General features: G+C 72.4%; 16 protein-coding genes. 12 read left to right on the top strand and 4 right to left on the bottom strand.

The window, feature by feature from the left end; translation table 11 throughout:
- Window positions 1-176: 176 nt before the first annotated feature.
- Window positions 177-1532 carry an SWIM zinc finger family protein gene (locus tag AB0N16_RS08870; protein ID WP_365794582.1) on the bottom strand — a complete coding sequence of 452 codons (1356 nt, stop codon included), beginning with the start codon at window positions 1530-1532 and terminating at the stop codon, window positions 177-179.
- Between the two features lie 132 nt (window positions 1533-1664).
- Here AB0N16_RS08870 and AB0N16_RS08865 point away from each other — a divergent pair, with 132 nt between their 5' ends.
- The 7 genes from AB0N16_RS08865 (at window position 1665) to sucD (ending at window position 11189) form a co-directional block, all read left to right on the top strand.
- Window positions 1665-2846: an AAA family ATPase gene (locus AB0N16_RS08865; RefSeq protein ID WP_365794580.1), complete on the top strand. Its 1182-nt coding sequence runs from the start codon at window positions 1665-1667 to the stop codon at window positions 2844-2846.
- Window positions 2843-5311 carry a DUF5682 family protein gene (locus AB0N16_RS08860; RefSeq protein ID WP_365794578.1) on the top strand — a complete coding sequence of 823 codons (2469 nt, stop codon included), beginning with the start codon at window positions 2843-2845 and terminating at the stop codon, window positions 5309-5311. The genes AB0N16_RS08865 and AB0N16_RS08860 overlap by 4 nt, the downstream gene beginning before the upstream one ends.
- A gap of 59 nt (window positions 5312-5370) precedes the next feature.
- The gene (locus AB0N16_RS08855) at window positions 5371-6519 is read left to right on the top strand and encodes a VWA domain-containing protein (RefSeq protein WP_365795218.1); all 1149 of its coding nucleotides are present in this window, start codon (window positions 5371-5373) and stop codon (window positions 6517-6519) included.
- Window positions 6520-6710: 191 nt separating this feature from the next.
- Entirely contained in the window at window positions 6711-8156 is a 1446-nt protein-coding gene (locus AB0N16_RS08850; protein ID WP_365794576.1) for a pentapeptide repeat-containing protein, read from the top strand.
- A 229-nt stretch (window positions 8157-8385) separates the two neighbouring features.
- Complete coding sequence (locus AB0N16_RS08845; protein ID WP_365794574.1) at window positions 8386-8670, top strand: hypothetical protein; 285 nt, start codon at window positions 8386-8388, stop codon at window positions 8668-8670.
- 428 nt (window positions 8671-9098) lie between these two features.
- Entirely contained in the window at window positions 9099-10277 is a 1179-nt protein-coding gene (sucC, locus tag AB0N16_RS08840; protein ID WP_351693433.1) for an ADP-forming succinate--CoA ligase subunit beta, read from the top strand.
- 27 nt (window positions 10278-10304) lie between these two features.
- Entirely contained in the window at window positions 10305-11189 is an 885-nt protein-coding gene (gene sucD / locus AB0N16_RS08835) for a succinate--CoA ligase subunit alpha (RefSeq protein ID WP_351933019.1), read from the top strand.
- Between the two features lie 306 nt (window positions 11190-11495).
- On the opposite strand, the gene AB0N16_RS08830 is transcribed toward sucD, so the two are convergent.
- A complete protein-coding gene (locus AB0N16_RS08830; protein ID WP_365794572.1) occupies window positions 11496-12347 on the bottom strand; it encodes a sigma factor-like helix-turn-helix DNA-binding protein in 852 nt (283 codons plus the stop codon).
- Between the two features lie 183 nt (window positions 12348-12530).
- On the opposite strand from AB0N16_RS08830, the gene AB0N16_RS08825 reads away from it, so the two are divergent.
- Entirely contained in the window at window positions 12531-14411 is a 1881-nt protein-coding gene (locus AB0N16_RS08825; protein WP_365794570.1) for a DUF6350 family protein, read from the top strand.
- A 206-nt stretch (window positions 14412-14617) separates the two neighbouring features.
- Here AB0N16_RS08825 and AB0N16_RS08820 read toward each other — a convergent pair whose 3' ends face one another.
- Window positions 14618-15385 (bottom strand): hypothetical protein, encoded by a 768-nt coding sequence (locus tag AB0N16_RS08820; protein ID WP_365794568.1) that lies wholly within the window; start codon window positions 15383-15385, stop codon window positions 14618-14620.
- A 392-nt stretch (window positions 15386-15777) separates the two neighbouring features.
- On the opposite strand from AB0N16_RS08820, the gene purN reads away from it, so the two are divergent.
- Window positions 15778-16407, top strand: coding sequence for a phosphoribosylglycinamide formyltransferase (gene purN, locus AB0N16_RS08815; RefSeq protein ID WP_365794566.1), 630 nt, complete (start codon window positions 15778-15780; stop codon window positions 16405-16407).
- Window positions 16404-18029 carry a bifunctional phosphoribosylaminoimidazolecarboxamide formyltransferase/IMP cyclohydrolase gene (gene purH / locus AB0N16_RS08810; RefSeq protein WP_365794564.1) on the top strand — a complete coding sequence of 542 codons (1626 nt, stop codon included), beginning with the start codon at window positions 16404-16406 and terminating at the stop codon, window positions 18027-18029. Before purN ends, purH begins: the two co-directional genes overlap by 4 nt.
- A gap of 107 nt (window positions 18030-18136) precedes the next feature.
- Here purH and AB0N16_RS08805 read toward each other — a convergent pair whose 3' ends face one another.
- Entirely contained in the window at window positions 18137-18733 is a 597-nt protein-coding gene (locus AB0N16_RS08805) for an RDD family protein (protein ID WP_365794562.1), read from the bottom strand.
- 229 nt (window positions 18734-18962) lie between these two features.
- Between AB0N16_RS08805 and AB0N16_RS08800 the strand changes: the two genes are divergently transcribed.
- Both AB0N16_RS08800 and AB0N16_RS08795 read left to right on the top strand, forming a co-directional pair.
- Window positions 18963-19817, top strand: a complete 855-nt coding sequence (locus tag AB0N16_RS08800) for a bifunctional methylenetetrahydrofolate dehydrogenase/methenyltetrahydrofolate cyclohydrolase (protein ID WP_365794560.1) — start codon at window positions 18963-18965, stop codon at window positions 19815-19817.
- Complete coding sequence (locus tag AB0N16_RS08795) at window positions 19807-20235, top strand: DUF3017 domain-containing protein (RefSeq protein ID WP_365794558.1); 429 nt, start codon at window positions 19807-19809, stop codon at window positions 20233-20235. The genes AB0N16_RS08800 and AB0N16_RS08795 overlap by 11 nt, the downstream gene beginning before the upstream one ends.
- The last annotated feature ends 85 nt before the right edge of the window (window positions 20236-20320 follow it).

The following is a 20320-nucleotide window of genomic DNA, read 5'->3' as shown; positions in this document are numbered from 1 at the left end:
TTGAGGCGGTTGGGGTTGTGCGAGTTGTTTCGGTTGCGTGAGGCGGTGGGGTTCTGTCAGCCGGTCTGGTGGGGTGAGGCCAGCGGGTCGCGCGAGGCGATCGGGTTCTGCGAGTTGGTCGGGTTCTGCCAGGCGGTTGGGTTCTGCCATTGGTCTGGTTGCGTGGGGCGATCGGGTCAGCACAGCGGCACCGCCTCGCCTTCGTGTTCCGGCCAGGCCGTCAGCGGTGTGAAGCCCCGGTGGCCGCACTCGCCGAAGACCGTGACCGGAGCCCCGCCGGAGAGCGCGACCAGCCGCCACAGGCCGGGCCGGGAGCGGGCGGCGGGGGAGAGAGGAAGCGCCAGATCCCCGTCCGCGTCGGCAAGTTGCCAGGAGTCGCCGTCCGGGACGGGTACCACCGGGCCCAGCGTCACCGGTACCGACTCCAGCCAGGGGTCCTCCCGCAGTGCCTCCCCGTACCGGGCCGCCGCCTGGGCCGTCGTCATACCGGGTGGCCGGATCGAGAGCGGCGCGGGCGCGGCGAACCGCTCGCCCAGGGCCGCCCGGTGTCCGCCCCCGCCGGGGTAGGCGGACAGCTCCGCCTCCAGGGCGAGACCGACCGGCAGCACCAGCTCCGGGGCGCGGCCGGCCGCGCCGTAGGAGAGGAGCAGTGCCGTACGGCCCGAGTCGGCGCCGTGCAGCCAGATCCGGCGGGTCGTCAGCTTCGCGTCCGCCGTGTCGTACTGGGCGAGGACCAGCCAGCGGTCGCGCACCGGCGGGCCGTCCGCCGATGCGGGCAGGCCGATGCGGGAACGGACCGTGGCGGCCAGATCCTCCGGAAGCCGGTCGCGGCGCAGCCAGCCCTGGTCGAGGAGGTGCAGCAGCGCGCATTCCTCCAGCAGTCGCACCGGCCAGCCGGGCCCGGAGCTCGGTATCGCACCCAACTCCCGTACCCGCCCGGCCAGCCCGGGCGCCTGGGCGTCGACCATGCGGGCCGCCGTCTCCTCCCACAGCCCGTACCCCGTCTGTTCGGCCGAGGCCAGGCCGCCGCGCAGCAGGTCGGTCAGGCGCTGCTCCAGCTCCGTGGCGCCCGCCGTGACCCGCTCGGTCCGCCGCTCCGCCCGCCGCCGGGCCGCCTCGGGATCAGCGGCGGCCGGGGAACTCCCGCCGCCGGCCGACCGTTTGTCCTCCGCGCGCTTGCGCCGGCCCACGATCCACTGCTCGGCCCACTCCGGCGGCTGTGCCACCGTCGGCACCGTGTCGTCCTCGGCCGCCCACAGCAGGAGCAGCCCGAGGGCGTGTTTGCAGGGGAACTTCCGGCTGGGACAACTGCACTTGTACGCGAGCCCGGCCGGGTCCGCGATGTCGACGATCGTCTGGTACGGCTTGCTGCCGCTGCCCTTGCACAGTCCCCATACCGTCCCCTCCTCGCAACTCCCCGCCTCGGACCACGGTCCCGCCGCTCCGAGTTTGCTTCCCGCCTTGCGTGACGCGGCGTCAGGAGCCAGTGCCAGCACCTGGTCCGCGCTCCAGCGCACCCCCTGCTGAGTCATGCCATCGAAGGTAGATCCCACCACTGACAATCGGCCCTGCGGGCATATTTGTGCAGGTCAGAGCGATTGTCAGTGGCGTGGTGCACGGTGGACACCAGATCCGAACCGGCCGAGCTGGAGGGGGCCTCAGCCATGACTGTGTCCGTGGAACCGACCGATCCGACGACCGCCGTACCGAGTCAGAACGACTCCGCGACCGGGGGCGGGGATGTGACCGGGAGCGCCGCCGCTGCCCCCGACGCCCTGCGACCGCACGCCGAGCACGCCTTCGCCGCCGAACTCGCCGCGCTGGCCGCACAGGACGACCGGCCCCGCCCGGCCCGCTGGAAGATGTCGCCCTGGGCGGTGGCCACCTATCTCCTCGGCGGCACCCTGCCGGACGGCACGGTGATCACACCGAAGTACGTCGGCCCGCGCCGGATCGTCGAGGTCGCCGTCACCACCCTCGCCACCGACCGCGCCCTGCTCCTGCTGGGCGTGCCCGGCACCGCCAAGACCTGGGTCTCCGAGCACCTGGCCGCCGCCGTCAGCGGTGACTCGACCCTGCTGGTGCAGGGCACGGCCGGCACTCCGGAGGAGGCGATCCGCTACGGCTGGAACTACGCCCAGCTGCTGGCCAACGGCCCGAGCCGGCACGCTCTGGTGCCGAGCCCGGTCATGCGGGCCATGGCGGAGGGGATGACGGCGAGAGTCGAGGAGCTGACCCGGATCCCGGCCGACGTGCAGGACACCCTGATCACGATCCTGTCCGAGAAGACCCTCCCGATCCCGGAGCTGGGACAGGAGGTGCAGGCGGTCCGCGGCTTCAACCTGATCGCCACCGCCAACGACCGCGACCGGGGCGTCAACGACCTCTCCAGCGCCCTGCGCCGCCGCTTCAACACCGTCGTACTGCCGCTGCCGGAGAGCCCGGACGCCGAGGTCGACATCGTCGCGCGGCGCGTCGACCAGATGGGCCGCTCCCTCGACCTGCCCGCGGTGCCCGAAGGCATCGAGGAGATCCGCCGGGTCGTCACCGTCTTCCGTGAGCTGCGCGACGGCATCACCACCGACGGCCGCACGAAGCTGAAGTCGCCGAGCGGCACGCTCTCCACGGCCGAGGCGATCTCCGTCGTCACGAGTGGCCTCGCCCTGGCCGCCCACTTCGGGGACGGCGTGCTGCGGGCCGGCGACGTCGCGGCCGGCATCCTCGGAGCGGTGGTTCGCGACCCGGCCGCCGACCGGGTCATCTGGCAGGAGTACCTGGAGACGGTCGTTCGCGAGCGGGACGGCTGGAAGGACTTCTACCGCGCCTGCCGGGAGGCGAGCGCATGAGCGACTCCGCGCGGCAGCGGACCGGGCCGCTGCTCCTGGGGGTACGGCACCACGGGCCCGGCTCCGCGCGGGCGGTGCGGGCCGCCCTGGAGGCCGTCCGGCCGAAGGCCGTGCTGATCGAGGGGCCGCCCGAGGCCGATGCGCTGATCCCGTTGGCCGCCGACCCGCAGATGCGGCCCCCCGTCGCCCTCCTCGCCCACGCCGTGGACGAGCCCGGCCGTTCGGCCTTCTGGCCGCTGGCCGACTTCAGCCCCGAGTGGGTGGCCCTCCAATGGGCCCTGGAGCGAGAGGTCCCGGCCCGCTTCATCGACCTGCCGGCCACGCACACGCTGGCGTGGGGGAGGGACGAGGAGAAAGCGGTCACGCCGCCCGACACGGAGTCCGGCGACTCCGGCACCGAGGCCGGTGAACCCGACACCGAGGCCGGTGAATCCGACACGGAGGCCGGTGCGCCCGATGCCGGGGCCGGTGAATCCGACGCCGAGCTGCGGATGCGGGTCGACCCCCTCGCCGCGCTCGCCGAGGCCGCTGGTTACGACGACCCCGAGCGCTGGTGGGAGGACGTCGTCGAGCACCGGGGCGGGACCGGGGAGGGGGAGCGGGACGTGCTCGCCCCGTTCACCGCGGTGGCGGAGGCGATGGAGGCGCTGCGGGAGACGTACGGGGTCGGCGGGCGCGACCGGGATCCGGTGCGCGAAGCGTACATGCGGCTCCAACTGCGTTCCACTCAACGGGAGTTCGGCGAGGATGTCGCGGTGGTGTGCGGTGCCTGGCATGTGCCCGCGCTGCGCGCGCGGAGCACCGTCGCGGCCGACAAGGAGCTGCTGAAGGGGCTGCCCAAGGTCAGGACGGACATGACGTGGGTGCCGTGGACCAACCGCCGACTGGCGCGGGCGAGCGGATACGGCGCGGGCATCGACTCACCGGGCTGGTACGGGCACCTGTTCCGGGCCCCGGACCGGCCGGTGGAGCGGTGGCTCACCAAGGTGGCCGGACTGCTGCGCGAGGAGGACCGGATCGTCTCCTCGGCCCATGTCATCGAGGCGGTACGGCTGGCCGAGACCCTCGCGGTGATGCGTGGCCGCCCGCTGCCCGGTCTGGGCGAGACGACCGACGCGATGCGGGCGGTGCTCTGCGAGGGCTCGGACGTTCCGCTGGCGCTGGTGCACGACCGGCTGGTGGTCGGGGACGTGCTCGGGGAGGTGCCGGAGGCGGCGCCCGCGGTGCCGTTGCAGCGCGACCTGGTCCGGGAGCAGCGCCGGCTCAGACTCAAGCCGGAGGCGCTGGAGCGGGAGCTGGAGCTCGACCTGCGCAAGGAGACCGACGCCGGGCGCAGCCGGCTGCTGCACCGGCTGCGGCTGCTCGGCATCGGGTGGGGTGAGCAGGCGAAGTCGCGGGGGAGCACGGGCACGTTCCGGGAGAGCTGGCGGCTGCGCTGGGAGCCCGAGCTGTCGGTGCGGGTGGCCGAGGCCGGGGTATGGGGGACGACCGTCGAGGGAGCGGCGACGGCCAGGGCCGAGGCCGACGCGGTGCAGGCCACCGCTCTCGCCGACGTCACCGCGCTCGCCGAGCACTGCCTGCTCGCCGGTCTGCCGGCCGCGTTGCCCGTGGTGATGCGGGCGCTCGCCGACCGGGCCGCGCTGGACACGGACGTCGGCCAACTCGCCCAGGCTCTCCCGGCCCTGGTCCGTTCCCTGCGCTACGGCGATGTACGGGGCACCGACACCCGGGCGCTCGCCGAGGTGGCCGCGGGCCTCGCCGAGCGGGTCTTCGTCGGACTCCCACCCGCCTGCGCCGCACTCGACGCGGACGCGGCGGAGGAGATGCGGGGGCACGTGGACGCGGTGCACACGGCAGTGGGGTTGCTGAGTGAGACGGCGACGGGCGCGGAGACCGGCCCCGGCCCCGGCCACCGTGACCTTCGTGGTCGCTGGCGGGCCGTGCTGCGTGTGCTCTCCGGGCGGGACACCGTGCCCGGGGTGCTGCGGGGGCGGGCCGTGCGGATTCTGCTGGACGAAGGGGAGCTGGGGGCGGAGGCGGCGGCCCGGCTGATGGGACTGGTGCTCTCACCGGGGACTCCGCCGGCCGACGCGGCGGCCTGGATCGAGGGGTTCGTCGGGGGGAGCGGCGGTGGCGGGATGCTGCTCGTGCACGACGAGCGGCTGCTCGGCCTCGTCGACGCGTGGCTGACGGGGGTGCCGGCGGAGGCGTTCACGGACGTACTGCCGCTGCTGCGGCGGACGTTCTCGGCATATGAGTCCGGGGTGCGCAGAACGCTCGGCGAACTGGTGCGCCGCGGCGCGGGGGAGCGGCCGCGGGCCGGGCAGGTCGGCGGGACACCGGGTTTCGGCGCCGAAGCGGATCCCGAACGCGCGGACGCCGTACTGCCGGTGTTGCGACTGCTGCTCGGCCTGGACGACACGGCGGCGGTTGACGGCGACGACCTTGTGGGGGCGGGGAGATGACAGCGGATCTGACGGACGGCGGCACCGGCTTCGACACCCCGGCACAGGAGGTGCCGGAGATGCGGGAGGCGCGGGAACGGCTGCGGCGCTGGCGGCTGGTGCTCGGAGGTGAGGCCGCCGACGGAACCGGATGCACGCTGTCCGGGCGGGACGCGGCGATGGACGGGACGCTGGCCGCGCTCTACGGGAAAGGGGACAGACCGCGGTCGGGGCGGGAGCGTTCGGCGGGGCTGGGGGCGTCGGCGCCGTCGGTGGCGCGCTGGCTCGGGGACATCCGGAGGTACTTCCCGTCCTCCGTCGTCCAGGTCATGCAGCGTGACGCCATCGACCGGCTGGGGCTGGCCGCGCTGCTGCTGGAACCGGAGATGCTGGAGGCGGTGGAGGCCGATGTGCACCTGGTCGGCACACTGCTCTCGCTCAACAAGGCGATGCCGGAGACCACGAAGGAGACGGCACGGGCGGTCGTACGCAAGGTCGTCGAGGACCTGGAGAAGCGGCTGGCCACCCGTACCCGGGCCACCCTCACCGGGGCCCTCGACCGCAGTGCCCGGATCAGCCGGCCGCGCCACCACGACATCGACTGGAACCGCACGATCGCGGCCAACCTCAAGCACTACCTGCCCGAGTACCGGACGATCGTGCCGGAGCGGCTGATCGGGTACGGGCGGGCGTCACGGTCGGTGAAGAAGGAAGTGGTGCTCTGCATCGACCAGTCCGGGTCGATGGCCGCTTCGGTGGTCTACGCCTCGGTGTTCGGGGCGGTGCTGGCGTCCATGCGGTCCATCGACACCCGGCTCGTCGTCTTCGACACGGCGGTGGTCGACCTCACCGACCAGCTCGACGACCCGGTGGATGTCCTGTTCGGCACCCAGCTCGGCGGCGGTACGGACATCAACCGGGCGCTCGCGTACTGCCAGTCGCAGATCACCCGGCCGACCGAGACCGTCGTCGTGCTCATCAGCGACCTCTACGAGGGCGGGATACGGAACGAGATGCTGAAGCGGGTCGCGGCGATGAAGGCGTCGGGGGTGCAGTTCGTGGCGCTGCTCGCGCTGTCGGACGAGGGTGCGCCGGCCTACGACCGGGAGCACGCGGCCGCGCTCGCCGCGCTGGGGGCACCGGCGTTCGCCTGCACGCCCGATCTTTTCCCGGAGGTGATGGCGGCGGCGATCGAGAAGCGGCCCCTTCCCGTACCGGACACCTTGTGAAGGAGACCGCATCAAGTCAAAGAGGTCTGGTGAACCGGACATGATTACCCGTCGGTAAGGGGGGCCTTGCGCAACGGCGGGCCGAGCATGCGAGGATCGACGCCCGCGTGGCGGTCCGCGTTTCTCCGGGCCCTCGCGCCGCTTCCCAGTTCCGCGTCCTCGTCCCGCCGCACGGGAGGATCCTCCCCGTCTTGACCTCGTCAGCCGTCGTGCTCGTTTCCGCCGCGCGTGTGTCGCGCACGGCGGCGGGGCGACGTGCGCTGCAACTGGCACTGCTGACCGGCGGACTGCTCGTGCTCGGCCTCCTCTGCGGAGGGCGGGCACAGGCGGCCGAGGGGACGCCGTCGACGCCGTCGGTGGCGGCCGTGGTGGGTCGGCTGGGCGTGGAGAAGGTCCTCCCGCACAGCGAGACGGTGCGGGAGGAGGGGAAGGCGACGCCCCGCGTGACATCGCCCCGCGTGACATCGCCCCGCGTGACACCCGCCCCCGCGGCATCGCCCCGCCTGACAGCGCCTCACGAGGCAACGCTCCGCGAGGCAACGCTCCGCGAGGCAACGCTCCGCGAGGCGACGCTCCACGAGGCAACGCTCCGCGAGGCGAGGGCCCGCGAGGCACGGGCCCGTCAGGCGACGCTCCGCGAGGCCGCGCCCCACAAGTCCGTCACCCACTCGGCCCCCGCACGCTCCCCGCGCTCCACGGCACCCGCGCTCTCCACGGCACCCGTGCGCTCCACGACCTCCGCGCTCTCCACGGCACCCGTGCGCTCCACGACCTCCGCGCTCTCCACGGCACCCGTGCGCTCCACGACCTCCGCGCTCTCCACGGCACCCCCGCTCTCCACGACACCCGCGCTCTCCACGGCCCCCACCGCACCCGTGACCCGCACGGCACCCCCCGCCCGCGCCCTCACCCTGCCGCGCCGTGCCCCCGTCCTCACCCTGCCGCGCCGACCCGCTGCCCCCGCCCTGCCGTCCTCCGCCTCCACGCTGCCCACCGCCCCCGTGGTCCCGGTCGTGCCGATGGTGGGCGAAACGGTTCGCTCGGTGACCGTGGCCGTTACTGGGGTCGTGACCCAGGGGCTCGGTGACGTGGCGCAGCAGGTGTCGGAGTTGCCGGCGGAGCTGGCCACGTTGCCCGTGCGGTTGCCCACGCTGCCCACGCTTCCGGCGCTTCCGGGTACGTCCACCCCACCGCCGGTGTCGGAGCCGCCCGGTGCGTCGCTCCCGGTGCCGGTCACCTCGGCGCCCGGCACCACCGAGGCACGGACCCCGGTGACGGCCGGCGGCCGGCAGCAGACATCCCGTACGAAGAAGCCGACGGCGACCGTCGGGTCGTACGGGCCGCAGGACACCGTCGTCACCCTCGCCCCCGTCTCCCGGACGGCGGCGCACACGCACACCTGCGGTCACCGTGCCGCCCACGCCTTCGGCGCCCCGAGCCATCCCGCGCCCACCGGAGACCCGGACGGGGCGCTGGGCAAGTCGGTGGTCGACGGCAGTTCCTCCCGGCACGGCGACGCCTACGCCGTGACCTTCGACGACCGGGCGCCGCTACGGCTCGTGCCCGGTCGCGCCGCGCGCGTCGACGCGGCCGGGACCCGGGACAGGCACCGGGACATCCCCGTCTTCCCCGGCTAGGACCGCCGACCTCTTTCCTCACTCCCCGCCACAGACCTGTCGCGCGGGGGCGGAACAGGTCTGCCCGTCCGTCCGGAACCCCTGGGATCCCCCCTTCGGATCCCCGTGGACTCCCCTGCGAGCGTTCCGGACGGCGATGTCCCCAGCCGCGCTTCCGGCCCACCGGAGGCACTCCCGGCTCCGCGGACGCGTGACGCACGCGCCGGAGCCCCGAAGGACTGACACACGCATGGACAAGAACATCAGCAGCAGCCTCGCCATAGCCGCCGACCACGCCGCACGCCGGCGGTTCGGTGCGCAGGGGACGAGCCGGGCGGCCGGGATCCGCGCCGCGCAGGCCATCCAGGGTGCCCGGGCGGCACGGGCCGCGCAGGCCACGGCCAAGGCTCAGGCCACCGCCCGGGCACACGCCCAGGCCCTGCAGCGGCGAGCGGCGACCATGATCGGCGTCGGCACCGCCCCCATGACCCCGGAGTACGTCCTCGGCCCACAGACCAGGTTCCACTCCGTCTGACTCCGCGGAGGTGACTCGGTGCGGGCGGCCGAACACCGTCGGTTCGCCCCACCGGGACCCCGCGGTTCGGGCCGCCGCTCCCCAGTGGGGCGGGGAGCGGTGGCCCACCCCCGGAGGCTCGAGGCCCCCGGGGCGGAGGCCTCACCGGGCCAACCCCAGCCCGGTGAGGCCTCGCACATCGTTCGCAGAACGGCACGCCGTGCCACCAGAACCCCGGATACCCGGCATCATGTGACAGGTATCACCGCTCAGGTGTGACTCCCGATTTAGAGACCCCCAGCGAGCGGCGATAATCTGCGAGACGGACATGCCGCGCGCTCGGACACCGTGTGCGCCCCCCTTGTGACACATTGCGGACGTCACGTTGCCCTTCGCGGCACGCCCACGCATCCAACGAACCGCGAGATCACTGATAGGGACGGAAGCGCGTGGACCTGTTCGAGTACCAGGCGAGGGACCTCTTCGCCAAGCACGATGTACCGGTGCTGGCCGGTGAAGTCATCGACACGCCTGAGGCGGCGCGCGAGATCACCGAGCGTCTGGGCGGCAAGTCCGTCGTCAAGGCGCAGGTGAAGGTCGGTGGTCGTGGCAAGGCCGGTGGCGTCAAGCTGGCCGCCTCCGCGGACGAGGCCGTCGCCCGTGCGACGGACATCCTCGGCATGGACATCAAGGGCCACACGGTCCACAAGGTGATGATCGCCGAGACCGCCCCGGAGATCGTCGAGGAGTACTACGTCTCCTTCCTCCTCGACCGTGCGAACCGCACCTTCCTCTCCATCGCCTCCGTCGAGGGCGGCATGGAGATCGAGGAGGTGGCGGCCACCCGTCCGGAGGCCGTGGCCCAGACCCCGATCAACGCGATCGACGGTGTGGACCTGGCCAAGGCCAAGGAGATCGTCGCCGCGGCGAAGTTCCCGGCCGACGTCGCCGACCAGGTCGCCGACATCCTGGTCAAGCTGTGGGACACCTTCATCAAGTCGGACGCCCTCCTCGTCGAGGTCAACCCGCTCGCGAAGGTCGTCTCCGGTGAGGTCCTCGCCCTGGACGGCAAGGTGTCGCTCGACGACAACGCCGAGTTCCGGCACGACTGGGACGAGCTGCACGACAAGGCCGCGGCCAACCCGCTCGAGGCGGCCGCCAAGGAGAAGAACCTCAACTACGTCAAGCTCGACGGCGAGGTCGGCATCATCGGCAACGGCGCGGGTCTCGTCATGAGCACCCTGGACGTCGTCGCGTACGCCGGTGAGAAGCACGGCGGCGTCAAGCCCGCCAACTTCCTCGACATCGGTGGCGGCGCCTCCGCCCAGGTGATGGCGAACGGCCTGGAGATCATCCTCGGCGACCCGGACGTCCGGTCCGTGTTCGTCAACGTCTTCGGCGGCATCACCGCCTGCGACGAGGTCGCCAACGGCATCGTGCAGGCCCTGAAGCTCCTGGAGGACCGCGGCGAGAACGTCTCCAAGCCGCTGGTCGTCCGCCTCGACGGCAACAACGCCGAACTGGGTCGCAAGATCCTCACCGACGCCAACCACCCGCTGGTGCAGCGCGTCGACACCATGGACGGCGCGGCCGACAAGGCCGCCGAGCTGGCCCACGCCGCCAAGTAAGCACTCAGGACGAGGACAGAACACACCATGGCTATCTGGCTCAACAAGGACAGCAAGGTCATCGTCCAGGGCATGACCGGCGCCACGGGCATGAAGCACACCAAGCTCATGCTGGGTGACGGCACCAGCGTCGTGGGCGGCGTCAACCCGCGCAAGGCCGGTCAGAAGGTCGACTTCGACGGCACCGAGGTACCGGTCTTCGGTACCGTCAAGGAGGCCATCGAGGCCACCGGCGCCAACGTCTCCGTCATCTTCGTGCCGGAGAAGTTCACCAAGGCCGCGGTCGACGAGGCCATCGACGCCGAGATCCCGCTGGCCGTCGTGATCACCGAGGGCATCGCCGTGCACGACTCGGCGGCCTTCTGGGCGTACGCCGGCAAGAAGGGCAACAAGACCCGGATCATCGGCCCGAACTGCCCCGGCATCATCACCCCGGGCCAGTCGAACGTCGGCATCATCCCCGGCGACATCACCAAGCCGGGCCGTATCGGTCTGGTCTCGAAGTCCGGCACGCTGACGTACCAGATGATGTACGAGCTCCGTGACATCGGCTTCTCGACCGCCGTCGGCATCGGTGGCGACCCGATCATCGGCACCACGCACATCGACGCGCTCGCCGCGTTCCAGGACGACCCCGACACCGACCTGATCGTGATGATCGGTGAGATCGGTGGCGACGCCGAGGAGCGTGCGGCCGCGTTCATCAAGGAGAACGTGACCAAGCCGGTCGTCGGCTACGTCGCGGGCTTCACCGCGCCGGAGGGCAAGACCATGGGTCACGCCGGCGCCATCGTCTCCGGTTCGTCGGGCACCGCCCAGGCGAAGAAGGAGGCCCTGGAGGCCGCGGGCGTCAAGGTCGGCAAGACCCCGACCGAGACGGCGAAGCTGGCGCGCGAGCTGCTCGCCGGCTGAGCGTTTTCGACGCCGGCTGACTGAACGTCGGTAGGCCCGTTCCCCGGGGTGGGGACGGGCCTACCGACGTTTTCGCTCGCCCGCGCTTGGCGGGGTGCCTCCCCCACTCTCGGCTCTGCTCGAGCCGGCAGGACCCTCATCGCCCCCCCCGGTGCCGCCTGGGGGCACCTCCCAGGCCCTTGAGGTACTGGGGGAGGCACGGCCGCCCGCAGCTGAGAAAGCCCCGTAGGGGGCGCGAGGCTGTATTCGATGTGCGGCTACCGCCGCGCGGGCGCGACCAGCCCCACCCCCCTGCATCCGAACGCGTTACCTCGCCACCGGCACCAATCTCTCCGGTCCCTTCTCGGCGATCCTCCGCAGCTTCGCCTGCAAGGCCCGCTCACTCGCCGACAACGGCCCCAGCCCCACCTCCGCCGGCACCCCGCTGATCGCCTGCGCCGGACCGATCGGCGCCTCGTAGTGCGTCGGCGCCGTCCGCAGCGTGAGCGTCGTCGCCGCGATGATCGTCGCCGTGAAGGCCAGCGCGGACCGGGTCCAGAAACGTGTCCGGCGTTCGGAGCAGGTCCGCACAGCGGTCGGCTGGGCCGCCCGCAGACGCTCCGTCGAGGCCAGTTCGGCCAGCCGCCGGTGCAACGCGGCGGGGTCCGCCAGCTCGGGGACCTGCGCGGCGACCGCCCGCCGCGCGTGGGTCAGCCGCCGCGCCGCCGCCGGTGTACTCGCCTCCGTCTCCGCCGCCGTCTCCGGCAGGTCGAGGCCGACACCGTCGTACAGCAGGAGCGTGCGACGGTACGACGGCGGGAGTTGGAGGAGTGCCTCCAGCACGGCGCGGTCGGCCGCGTCGGCCGGCGGGGACTCGGGCTGGCGGTAGCGCAGCCGGAACCGGTGCCAAGGGGAGAGCGCGCACTCGTGCGCCACCGCCCGCACCCAGCCGGCCGGGTCCCGGTCGCGGGCCACCTGCGGCCAGTTCTGCCAGGCGAGTTGGAAGGCCCGCTCGACGGCTTCCCGCGCCAGCTCCCGGCGCCCGGTGAGCAGATAGGTCTGCCGTACCAGGGCCGGGGCGCAGAACGCGTAGAGCGCGTCGAAGGCCTGAGCGGGCGTCAGGGCGGTGGCCGGTACGGCCTCGTCGGAGGGGACAGGGCTCTGCGTCACCGGGCGCACCTTCCTTCGAAAAAACACATAAACATATATTGGGCGACACTTCGGTGGTTCGCCTGTTACGACGGGAAAGCGCGTGTCGTTGGGAGCATGGCCGTCGTGATTCGGATGCCCGCCCACCGACCGCCGTCGGCACCTCCGTCGCGACCGTCGCGCCCGCCGCTTCTGTCCCTCCTGCTCACCCGGTTGCGTGACCGTTCCCCCGGGCTGGCCGCGAGCCTCCTGGGCGGCGCGATCGCAGCCGGGCTCGGACTCGCCTGCTTCTCCGTGCTGGTGATGGCGCTGTGGGTCAGTTCGCCGTATCCCGACAGCGGACCGGGCGGTGCGCTGCATCTCGCGGCGGCGTTGTGGCTGCTCGCCCACGGGGTCGAACTGGTCCGCACCGACACCCTGTCCGGGGTGCCGGCCCCGGTCGGGGTGACGCCGTTGCTGCTGCTCGTGCTGCCCGTGCTGCTGGTGTACCGGGGGGCGCGGGAGGCGGTGGACGCCCCGGAACACGACGGTGACGGCGCCGACGCACCGCCGCCGGTCCGGGCCCGTACGGCCTGGACCGGGGTCGTGGCCGGCTACCTCGGCGTCGGCGGCTGCGCCGCGTTGTACGCGTCCGGCGGTGAACTGCGCCCCGAGTGGGGGTGGGTGGCGGTGTGTCTGCCGCTGCTCGCGGCGGGCGCGGCGGGCGCCGGGGTGTGGACGGCGTACGGCCGTCCACGCGAGCCGCTGCTGAGTCTGGCGGTGGTGCTCCCGGGGCCGGCACGACGACGGCTCCTCGGCCGGGACACCCGGGTGCGGTGGGGTACGGCCGTCCGCGCCTCCCTGGCCGGGGTGGCCGTGTTTTTCGGGGGCGGGACGGTGCTGCTCGCGGTGGAGCTGGTGGCGCACGGTGCCGCGGCCCGGGCGTCGTTCCTGCAACTGACGGAGGGGTGGACGGGCCGGTTCGCGGTCCTGCTGCTCTGCGTCTCGCTGATCCCGAACGCGGCGGTGTGGTCGGCGTCGTACGCCGTCGGCCCCGGCTTCGCGCTCGGCGCCGGTCATGTCGTGAACCCCCTGGCCGCCGACCCGGCCCCGCTCCTGCCGCCCTTTCCGCTGCTCGCGGCCGTGCCGGCGGACGGGCCGGGGGCGCCGGTGAACTGGCTGGCCGGCGCGGTGCCGGTGACGGCCGGGGTGACGATGGCGTGGTTCGTGGTGGGCAGGGCGGCCAAACGGCGCTGGCCGGCCGGGCGTACGGCCGGGGTGATGACACTGGCGGCCCTGCTGTGCGCGCTGCTGCTCGCGGCCCTGGCCGAGCTGGCGGGCGGCCCCCTGGGTGTCGCGGCGCTCACCCGTTTCGGCCCGGTCTGGTGGCAGACGGGCGCGGCGACCTGCGCCTGGCTCCTCGGGGCCGGCGTCCCGGTGGCCCTTGCACTGCGGGCCTGGCGAGGGCTGGGGCCGGCCTCGCTCGCGGCATGGCTGGGCTTCGGCAAGCAGAAGCCGGGGGAGGAGCCGCCGACGGAGAAGCAGAGCGAGTCCCCGACCCCGGCCCCGGTGGCCGTCCTCCTGCCCGACCAGGGCGACGGCGATACGTTCGAGCCGTACGAGGCGCTGCCCGCCGAGCCGTACGAAATGGTGTCGGCCACCCCGCCACCGCCCGACTCCTGGCAGGACGAGACGGCCCGCAAGGCCCGCTGGGCAGCACTACGAGAGGCATCCGAACCATCGGACGGCCCCAACGAACCCCGACCGTCGGACGGCCCGCACGGAACCCGACCGCCGGACGGCCCCAACGAACCCCGACCGTCGGACGGCCCGCACGGAACCCGACCATCGGACGGCCCGCACGGAACCCGACCATCGGACGGCCCGCACGAACCCCGATCGTCGGACGGCCCGCACGGAACCCGACCGCCGGACGGCCCCATCGAACCCCGACCATCGGACGGCCCGCACGGAACCCGACCATCGGACGGCCCCAACGAACGCCGACCGTCGGACGGCCCCAACGAACGCCGACCGTCGGACGGCCCCAACGAACCCCGACCATCGGACGGCCCGCACGGAACCCGACCATCGGACGGCCCCGCCGGATCCTGACCGCCTGTCAGCGCGCCCGGACCGCTGCCGGCCGCCGGTCAGCAGGTCCGGACCGCTATGGCCGCTCTCGGCTGTCTTGCCAAGGCCCTCGCCCGTCCCCGGCCGCTTCCCGTCGTCACGTCTGCGGTCCCCGGCCGCCCCTAGTCGCCATCGGCCGTCCCGCCAGTAGCCCTCGGCCGCCCGCGGCCGACACCCCGCCCGCTTCCTCAGTTGTTCGTGGTGCCCAGGATGGTGCGGAGCTCCTGTGGGAGCAGGTGGTCGCAGGAGTGCTTGGCCTCGCTGGTGAGGGCGTCGCCGACGCAGGTGTAGTAGTCGCGGTAGACCATCTGGGCCGTGAAGGTCGCCGCCACCAGGGCCAGGGCCAGCGACGCCGTGACCAGGCCGCTGATCGCCGCCGTCGTCTGCGGTCGGCCGGCGTCGGCGTTGGCGTTGGCCTGTGCCGCGGCCTCCTCGGGGCTGCGCGGCTTGGCGCGGAGCGCGCTGACACCCCAGTAGATGCCCAGCGCGCCCAGCAGCAGTGCCAGGTACGGCCAGCCGAAGAGGGCGAAGAGGAAGCCCCACATGCCGCTCAGCAGGGCGTACCGCGCCCGGCGCTGAGCGGGGTCCGTCGGGTCGAAGCGCATGCCCGGGCCGCCCTGACCGCCGCCGCCCTGACCGCCGCCGCCCGGGCCGCTCTCGTCGGGGCGCTGACCGAAGCCTCCGGACTGCCGGCCGGGCTGACGGTCGCTCCACTGGCTGCCCCAGGGCGATTCCTGGTCGCCGTCACCGGCCGGGCGACGCGGCTGCCACGGCTTGTCCGGCGTGCCCTCCGGCGGTGGGGCGAAGGGGTTGTCGTCCTGCTGGTCACCCTTCGGCCGGTCCGAGGGTGCCTCCGGCGGCGAGGCCGGCCGCTCCCGCAACAGCACGGCGAAACGCGGCCCTCCCTGCACCGACTGCGGGGGGAGCATACGAAGTCCCAGGCTGCGGTCCGGCATCAAGTGAGCGTCTTCCCCTAGATCAAGATGAACAGAGCAGATGGATACGACTGGCTGGCTTACGGATACGACTGCACGGATACGACTGCACGGATACGGCTGCATGGATACAGCTGATGGCTGATCTGCTGATCGATACAGCGGACGAAACGGCTGGTTACTTCGTGAACGCGTCGTATCCCGGACGCGTTCCCGCCTCGGTACCTCCCAGACGCTACCTTCCGGCCACGCCCCCGTCCCGTGGGGGCCGTCCGGTGTGCCGGTATCGTTGCTGACGGTCGGCCGCTTCGTAGACTTCCCCGTATCCCGGGGCGCGAAGCACTCGTACGAATGTACAAAGCGTGTGCGAGTCCGGCCGCCGTACCGACGCTCCCCCGAGAAAGGGCCCCACCGTGGCCGCCAAGCCCGTGGCCAAGCGCCTTGTCGTGCTGGTCTCCGGATCCGGCACCAACCTCCAGGCGCTCCTCGACGCGATCGCCGAGAACGGCGTGGAGGCCTACGGCGCCGAGGTCGTCGCCGTAGGCGCCGACCGTGCCGGCATCGAGGGGCTCGCGCGTGCCGAGCGGGCCGGGATCCCGACCTTCGTGACCCGCGTGAAGGACTTCGGGACCCGGGAGGAGTGGGACCGGGCGCTGGCCGAGGCGGTGGCCGCCCACGCGCCCGACCTCGTCGTCTCCGCCGGGTTCATGAAGATCGTCGGGAAGGAGTTCCTGGCGCGGTTCGGCGGGCGGACCGTGAACACGCACCCCGCCCTGCTGCCCAGTTTCGCCGGCGCCCACGGCGTACGGGACGCGCTCGCGTACGGCGCCAAGGTCACCGGCTGCACCGTCCACTTCGTCGACGACGGCGTCGACACCGGGCCGATCATCGCTCAGGGCGTGGTGGCGGTCCGGGACGAGGACGACGAGAGCGCTCTGCACGAGCGCATCAAGGACGTCGAGCGAAGGCTGCTCGTCGAGGTCGTGGGGCGGATCGCCCGCAACGGCTATCGCATTGAGGGACGAAAGGTAGTTATCCAGTGACCGCCGAGAGCACTGTCACGGCCGAGAGCGGCAAGCGGGCCATCCGTCGCGCGCTCGTCAGCGTCTACGACAAGACCGGGCTCGAAGAGCTCGCCCGCGGGCTGCACGAGGCCGGTGTCGCACTCGTCTCCACCGGCTCGACCGCCGCCCGCATCGCCGCCGCCGGCGTCCCCGTCACCAAGGTCGAGGAGCTCACCGGCTTCCCCGAGTGCCTGGACGGCCGGGTCAAGACCCTGCACCCCAGGGTGCACGCCGGCATCCTCGCCGACCTGCGCCTCGAGGACCACCGGCGCCAGCTCGAAGAGCTCGGCATCGAGCCGTTCGACCTGGTGGTCAGCAACCTCTATCCGTTCCGCGAGACCGTCGCCTCCGGTGCCACGCCCGACGAGTGCGTCGAGCAGATCGACATCGGCGGTCCGTCGATGGTGCGCGCCGCCGCCAAGAACCACCCCTCGGTCGCGATCGTCACCAGCCCCGCCCGGTACGCCGACGTTCTCAAGGCCGTCGCCGAGGGCGGCTTCGACCTCGCCACCCGCAAGCGGCTCGCCGCCGAGGCGTTCCGGCACACGGCCGAGTACGACGTCGCGGTCGCCGGCTGGTTCGCGAGCACCTACGCCCCCGCAGACGCGGGATCCGACAGCGACTCCGCCGCGGGGCGGTTCCCCGACTTCATCGGCGCCACCCTGGAGCGCAAGAGCGTCCTCCGCTACGGCGAGAACCCGCACCAGCCCGCCGCGCTCTACATCGACACCGCGCCCACCGGTGCCCCGGGCAATGTCGGCCTGGCCCTCGCCGAGCAACTGCACGGCAAGGAGATGTCGTACAACAACTACACGGACACGGACGCCGCCCGCCGTGCCGCGTACGACCACGACGAGCCGTGCGTCGCGATCATCAAGCACGCCAACCCCTGTGGCATCGCCATCGGTTCGGACGTCGCCGAGGCGCACCGCAAGGCGCACGCCTGCGACCCGCTGTCCGCGTTCGGCGGGGTCATCGCCGTGAACCGGCCGGTGAGCAAGGAGCTGGCCGAGCAGGTCGCGGAGATCTTCACCGAGGTCATCGTCGCACCCGACTACGAGGAGGGGGCCGTGGAGGCCCTCGCCAAGAAGAAGAACATCCGGGTGCTCAGGGCCCCGGGCGCACCCCAGCACATCGCCGAGATCAAGCCCATCGACGGCGGCGCCCTCCTCCAGGTCACCGACCGCCTCCAGGCCGACGGCGACGACCCGGCGAACTGGACCCTCGCGACCGGCGAGGCGCTGAGCCCCGAGGAGCTGGCGGAGCTCGCCTTCGCCTGGAAGGCCTGCCGGGCCGTGAAGTCCAACGCCATCCTGCTCGCCAAGGACGGTGCCTCGGTCGGTGTCGGCATGGGCCAGGTCAACCGCGTCGACTCCGCGAAGCTCGCCGTCGAGCGGGCCGGTGAGGAGCGGGCGCGCGGCTCCTACGCCGCGTCCGACGCGTTCTTCCCCTTCCCCGACGGCCTGGAGATCCTCACCGCGGCAGGCGTGAAGGCCGTGGTGCAGCCGGGCGGTTCGGTCCGCGACGAACTCGTCGTCGAGGCCGCGGAGAAGGCGGGCGTGACGATGTACTTCACGGGGACGCGGCACTTCTTCCACTGAGGTCGCGCGATCGAAGGTCGCGCGAGCGAACACCAGGGCCGTGTCCCCCAGTGCGGGGGACACGGCCCTTGGAGTGTGCGGGAGTCGGCCGGTCGCTCAGTCGTCGCTCAGCTGCTGCGGATCACGATCGTGCCGCACACCTTGTCGGCGAACGTCTGGCGCTTGGAGTCCCACGCCGGCCACAGCCAGCCCAGGTAGCAGGCGAGGCTGTCCAGGATGTGAGCGATACGGCGCACGAAGGCCATGCCGACGCCGATCGGCTGGCCGGTGGCCTCCTTCACCAGGCGGATGCCCAGCGCCTTCTTGCCGACGGTCTGGCCGGTGCGGCCCTCCATGATCAGCTGCCAGATCGCCAGGCCGAGAAGGGCGAGACCGCCAATGGCCGCCAGCACCGGGGTGTTCTTGCCGACGATCACCAGGATGTAGGGCACCAGGAAGACCAGGCCGTCCACGAGGGTGCCGAGGAAGCGCTGGCCCCAGTTCGCGTACGGCGGGGTCGCGCCGTAACCCTGCTGCGGGTAGCCGTAGCCGCCCTGCTGCGGGTAACCGGGCTGCTGGGGGTAGCCGTACCCCTGCTGCGGCGGCACGCCCTGCGGGGCCTGCTGGTAACCGGGCTGCTGCGTAGGGTAGCCGTAGCCGGGCTGACCCTGCTGCGGGTTCTGCGGCTGCTGACCGTAGGGGTTGTTGGGCGAGCCGAAACTCATGGCCGATTCCTCCGTTGGACCTGCGGGGACGACGCGGATTGGGACGGAGGTACGTCATGATCTGAGCGGTTTGCCCCCCAACCGGACCGCGATACTGCGCCGCTCATCGTTTAGTAAGGGCGAGTTGTTGTCCAGTCCGATTCGCGAGGTGTTGTGCAAGTGCAACATCATTGATCATGACCGCACACCCGATTGGAAACGGGACACCGGCATCCGCGAGGATGGAGCCATGACCGCCCAGATTCTCGATGGCAAGGCCACCGCAGCCGCGATCAAGTCCGATCTGACCGCCCGCGTGGCGGCGCTGAAGGAGAAGGGCGTCACGCCCGGCCTCGGCACGATCCTGGTCGGGGACGACCCCGGCAGTCAGAAGTACGTCGCCGGCAAGCACCGTGACTGTGCGCAGGTCGGCATCGCCTCCATCCAGCGTGAGCTGCCCGCCACCGCGACCCAGGAGGAGATCGAGGCCGTCGTCCGCGAGCTCAACGACGACCCGGCCTGCACCGGCTACATCGTCCAGCTCCCGCTGCCCAAGGGCATCGACGAGAACCGCATCCTCGAGCTGATGGACCCGCACAAGGACGCGGACGGCCTGCACCCGATGAACCTGGGCCGGCTGGTGCTCGGCGAGCCCGCGCCGCTGCCCTGCACCCCCAACGGCGTGCTGACCCTGCTGCGCCGCTACGGCGTCGAGATCAAGGGCGCCGAGGTCGTGGTCGTCGGCCGTGGCGTGACCATCGGGCGTCCGATGCCGCTGCTGCTCACCCGGCGCAGCGAGAACGCGACGGTGACCCAGTGCCACACCGGCACGCGTGACCTGTCCGCCCATCTCAAGCGCGCCGACATCATCGTCGCCGCGGCCGGGTCCCCGCACCTGATCCGCGCCGAGGACGTCAAGCCGGGCGCGGCCGTCCTCGACATCGGCGTCTCCCGCAACGCCGACGGCAAGATCGTCGGCGATGTACACCCCGACGTCGCCGAGGTCGCCGGGTGGCTCTCCCCGAACCCCGGCGGTGTGGGGCCGATGACCCGGGCGCAGCTGCTCGTCAACGTGGTCGAGGCGGCGGAGCGCAGTGTCGGCTGACGGCGGTCACGGACCGGAGGCGGGGCGCCGGGCGACCCGGCGGTTCCCGCTGTTCACACGGGACACGGCACGCCCCGAGGGCGGCGGCAGGGCCGCGTCGGGAGACCTGCCGGCGCCGGCCCGGCAGTGGCCGCTGCTGGTGGTGCTGGCCACCGTCGCCGTGGGGTTGCTGCTGACCTCGCTGGACCAGTTCCGGGTGGGTGCGCTGCTGATCGGGGCGGCGCTGCTCGCGGGGGCGGTGATGCGCTGGATACTGCCGAGCGTGGGGATGCTGGCGGTGCGGTCCCGGTTCACGGACATCGCGACGTACGGGGTGCTGGGGCTGGCGATCGTGCTGCTGGCGTTGATGGCACAGCCGAAGCCCTGGCTGGTGATCCCGTATCTGAAGGACACGCTGCACTTCACGATGAGGAGCTAGCGGCTTCGGCGCTTGAAAGGGCCCGCACCTCCCCCAATGGGTGCGGGCCTTTCCCTGGTTCAGGGTAGGGATCCGGACTGCCCGG

Origin of the sequence: Streptomyces sp. NPDC051105, from assembly GCF_040682795.1 — a bacterium.
Classification (GTDB): domain Bacteria; phylum Actinomycetota; class Actinomycetes; order Streptomycetales; family Streptomycetaceae; genus Streptomyces.
The sequence above is the reverse complement of the archived record's forward strand: the minus strand, read 5'-3'. Positions and strand labels throughout refer to the sequence as shown.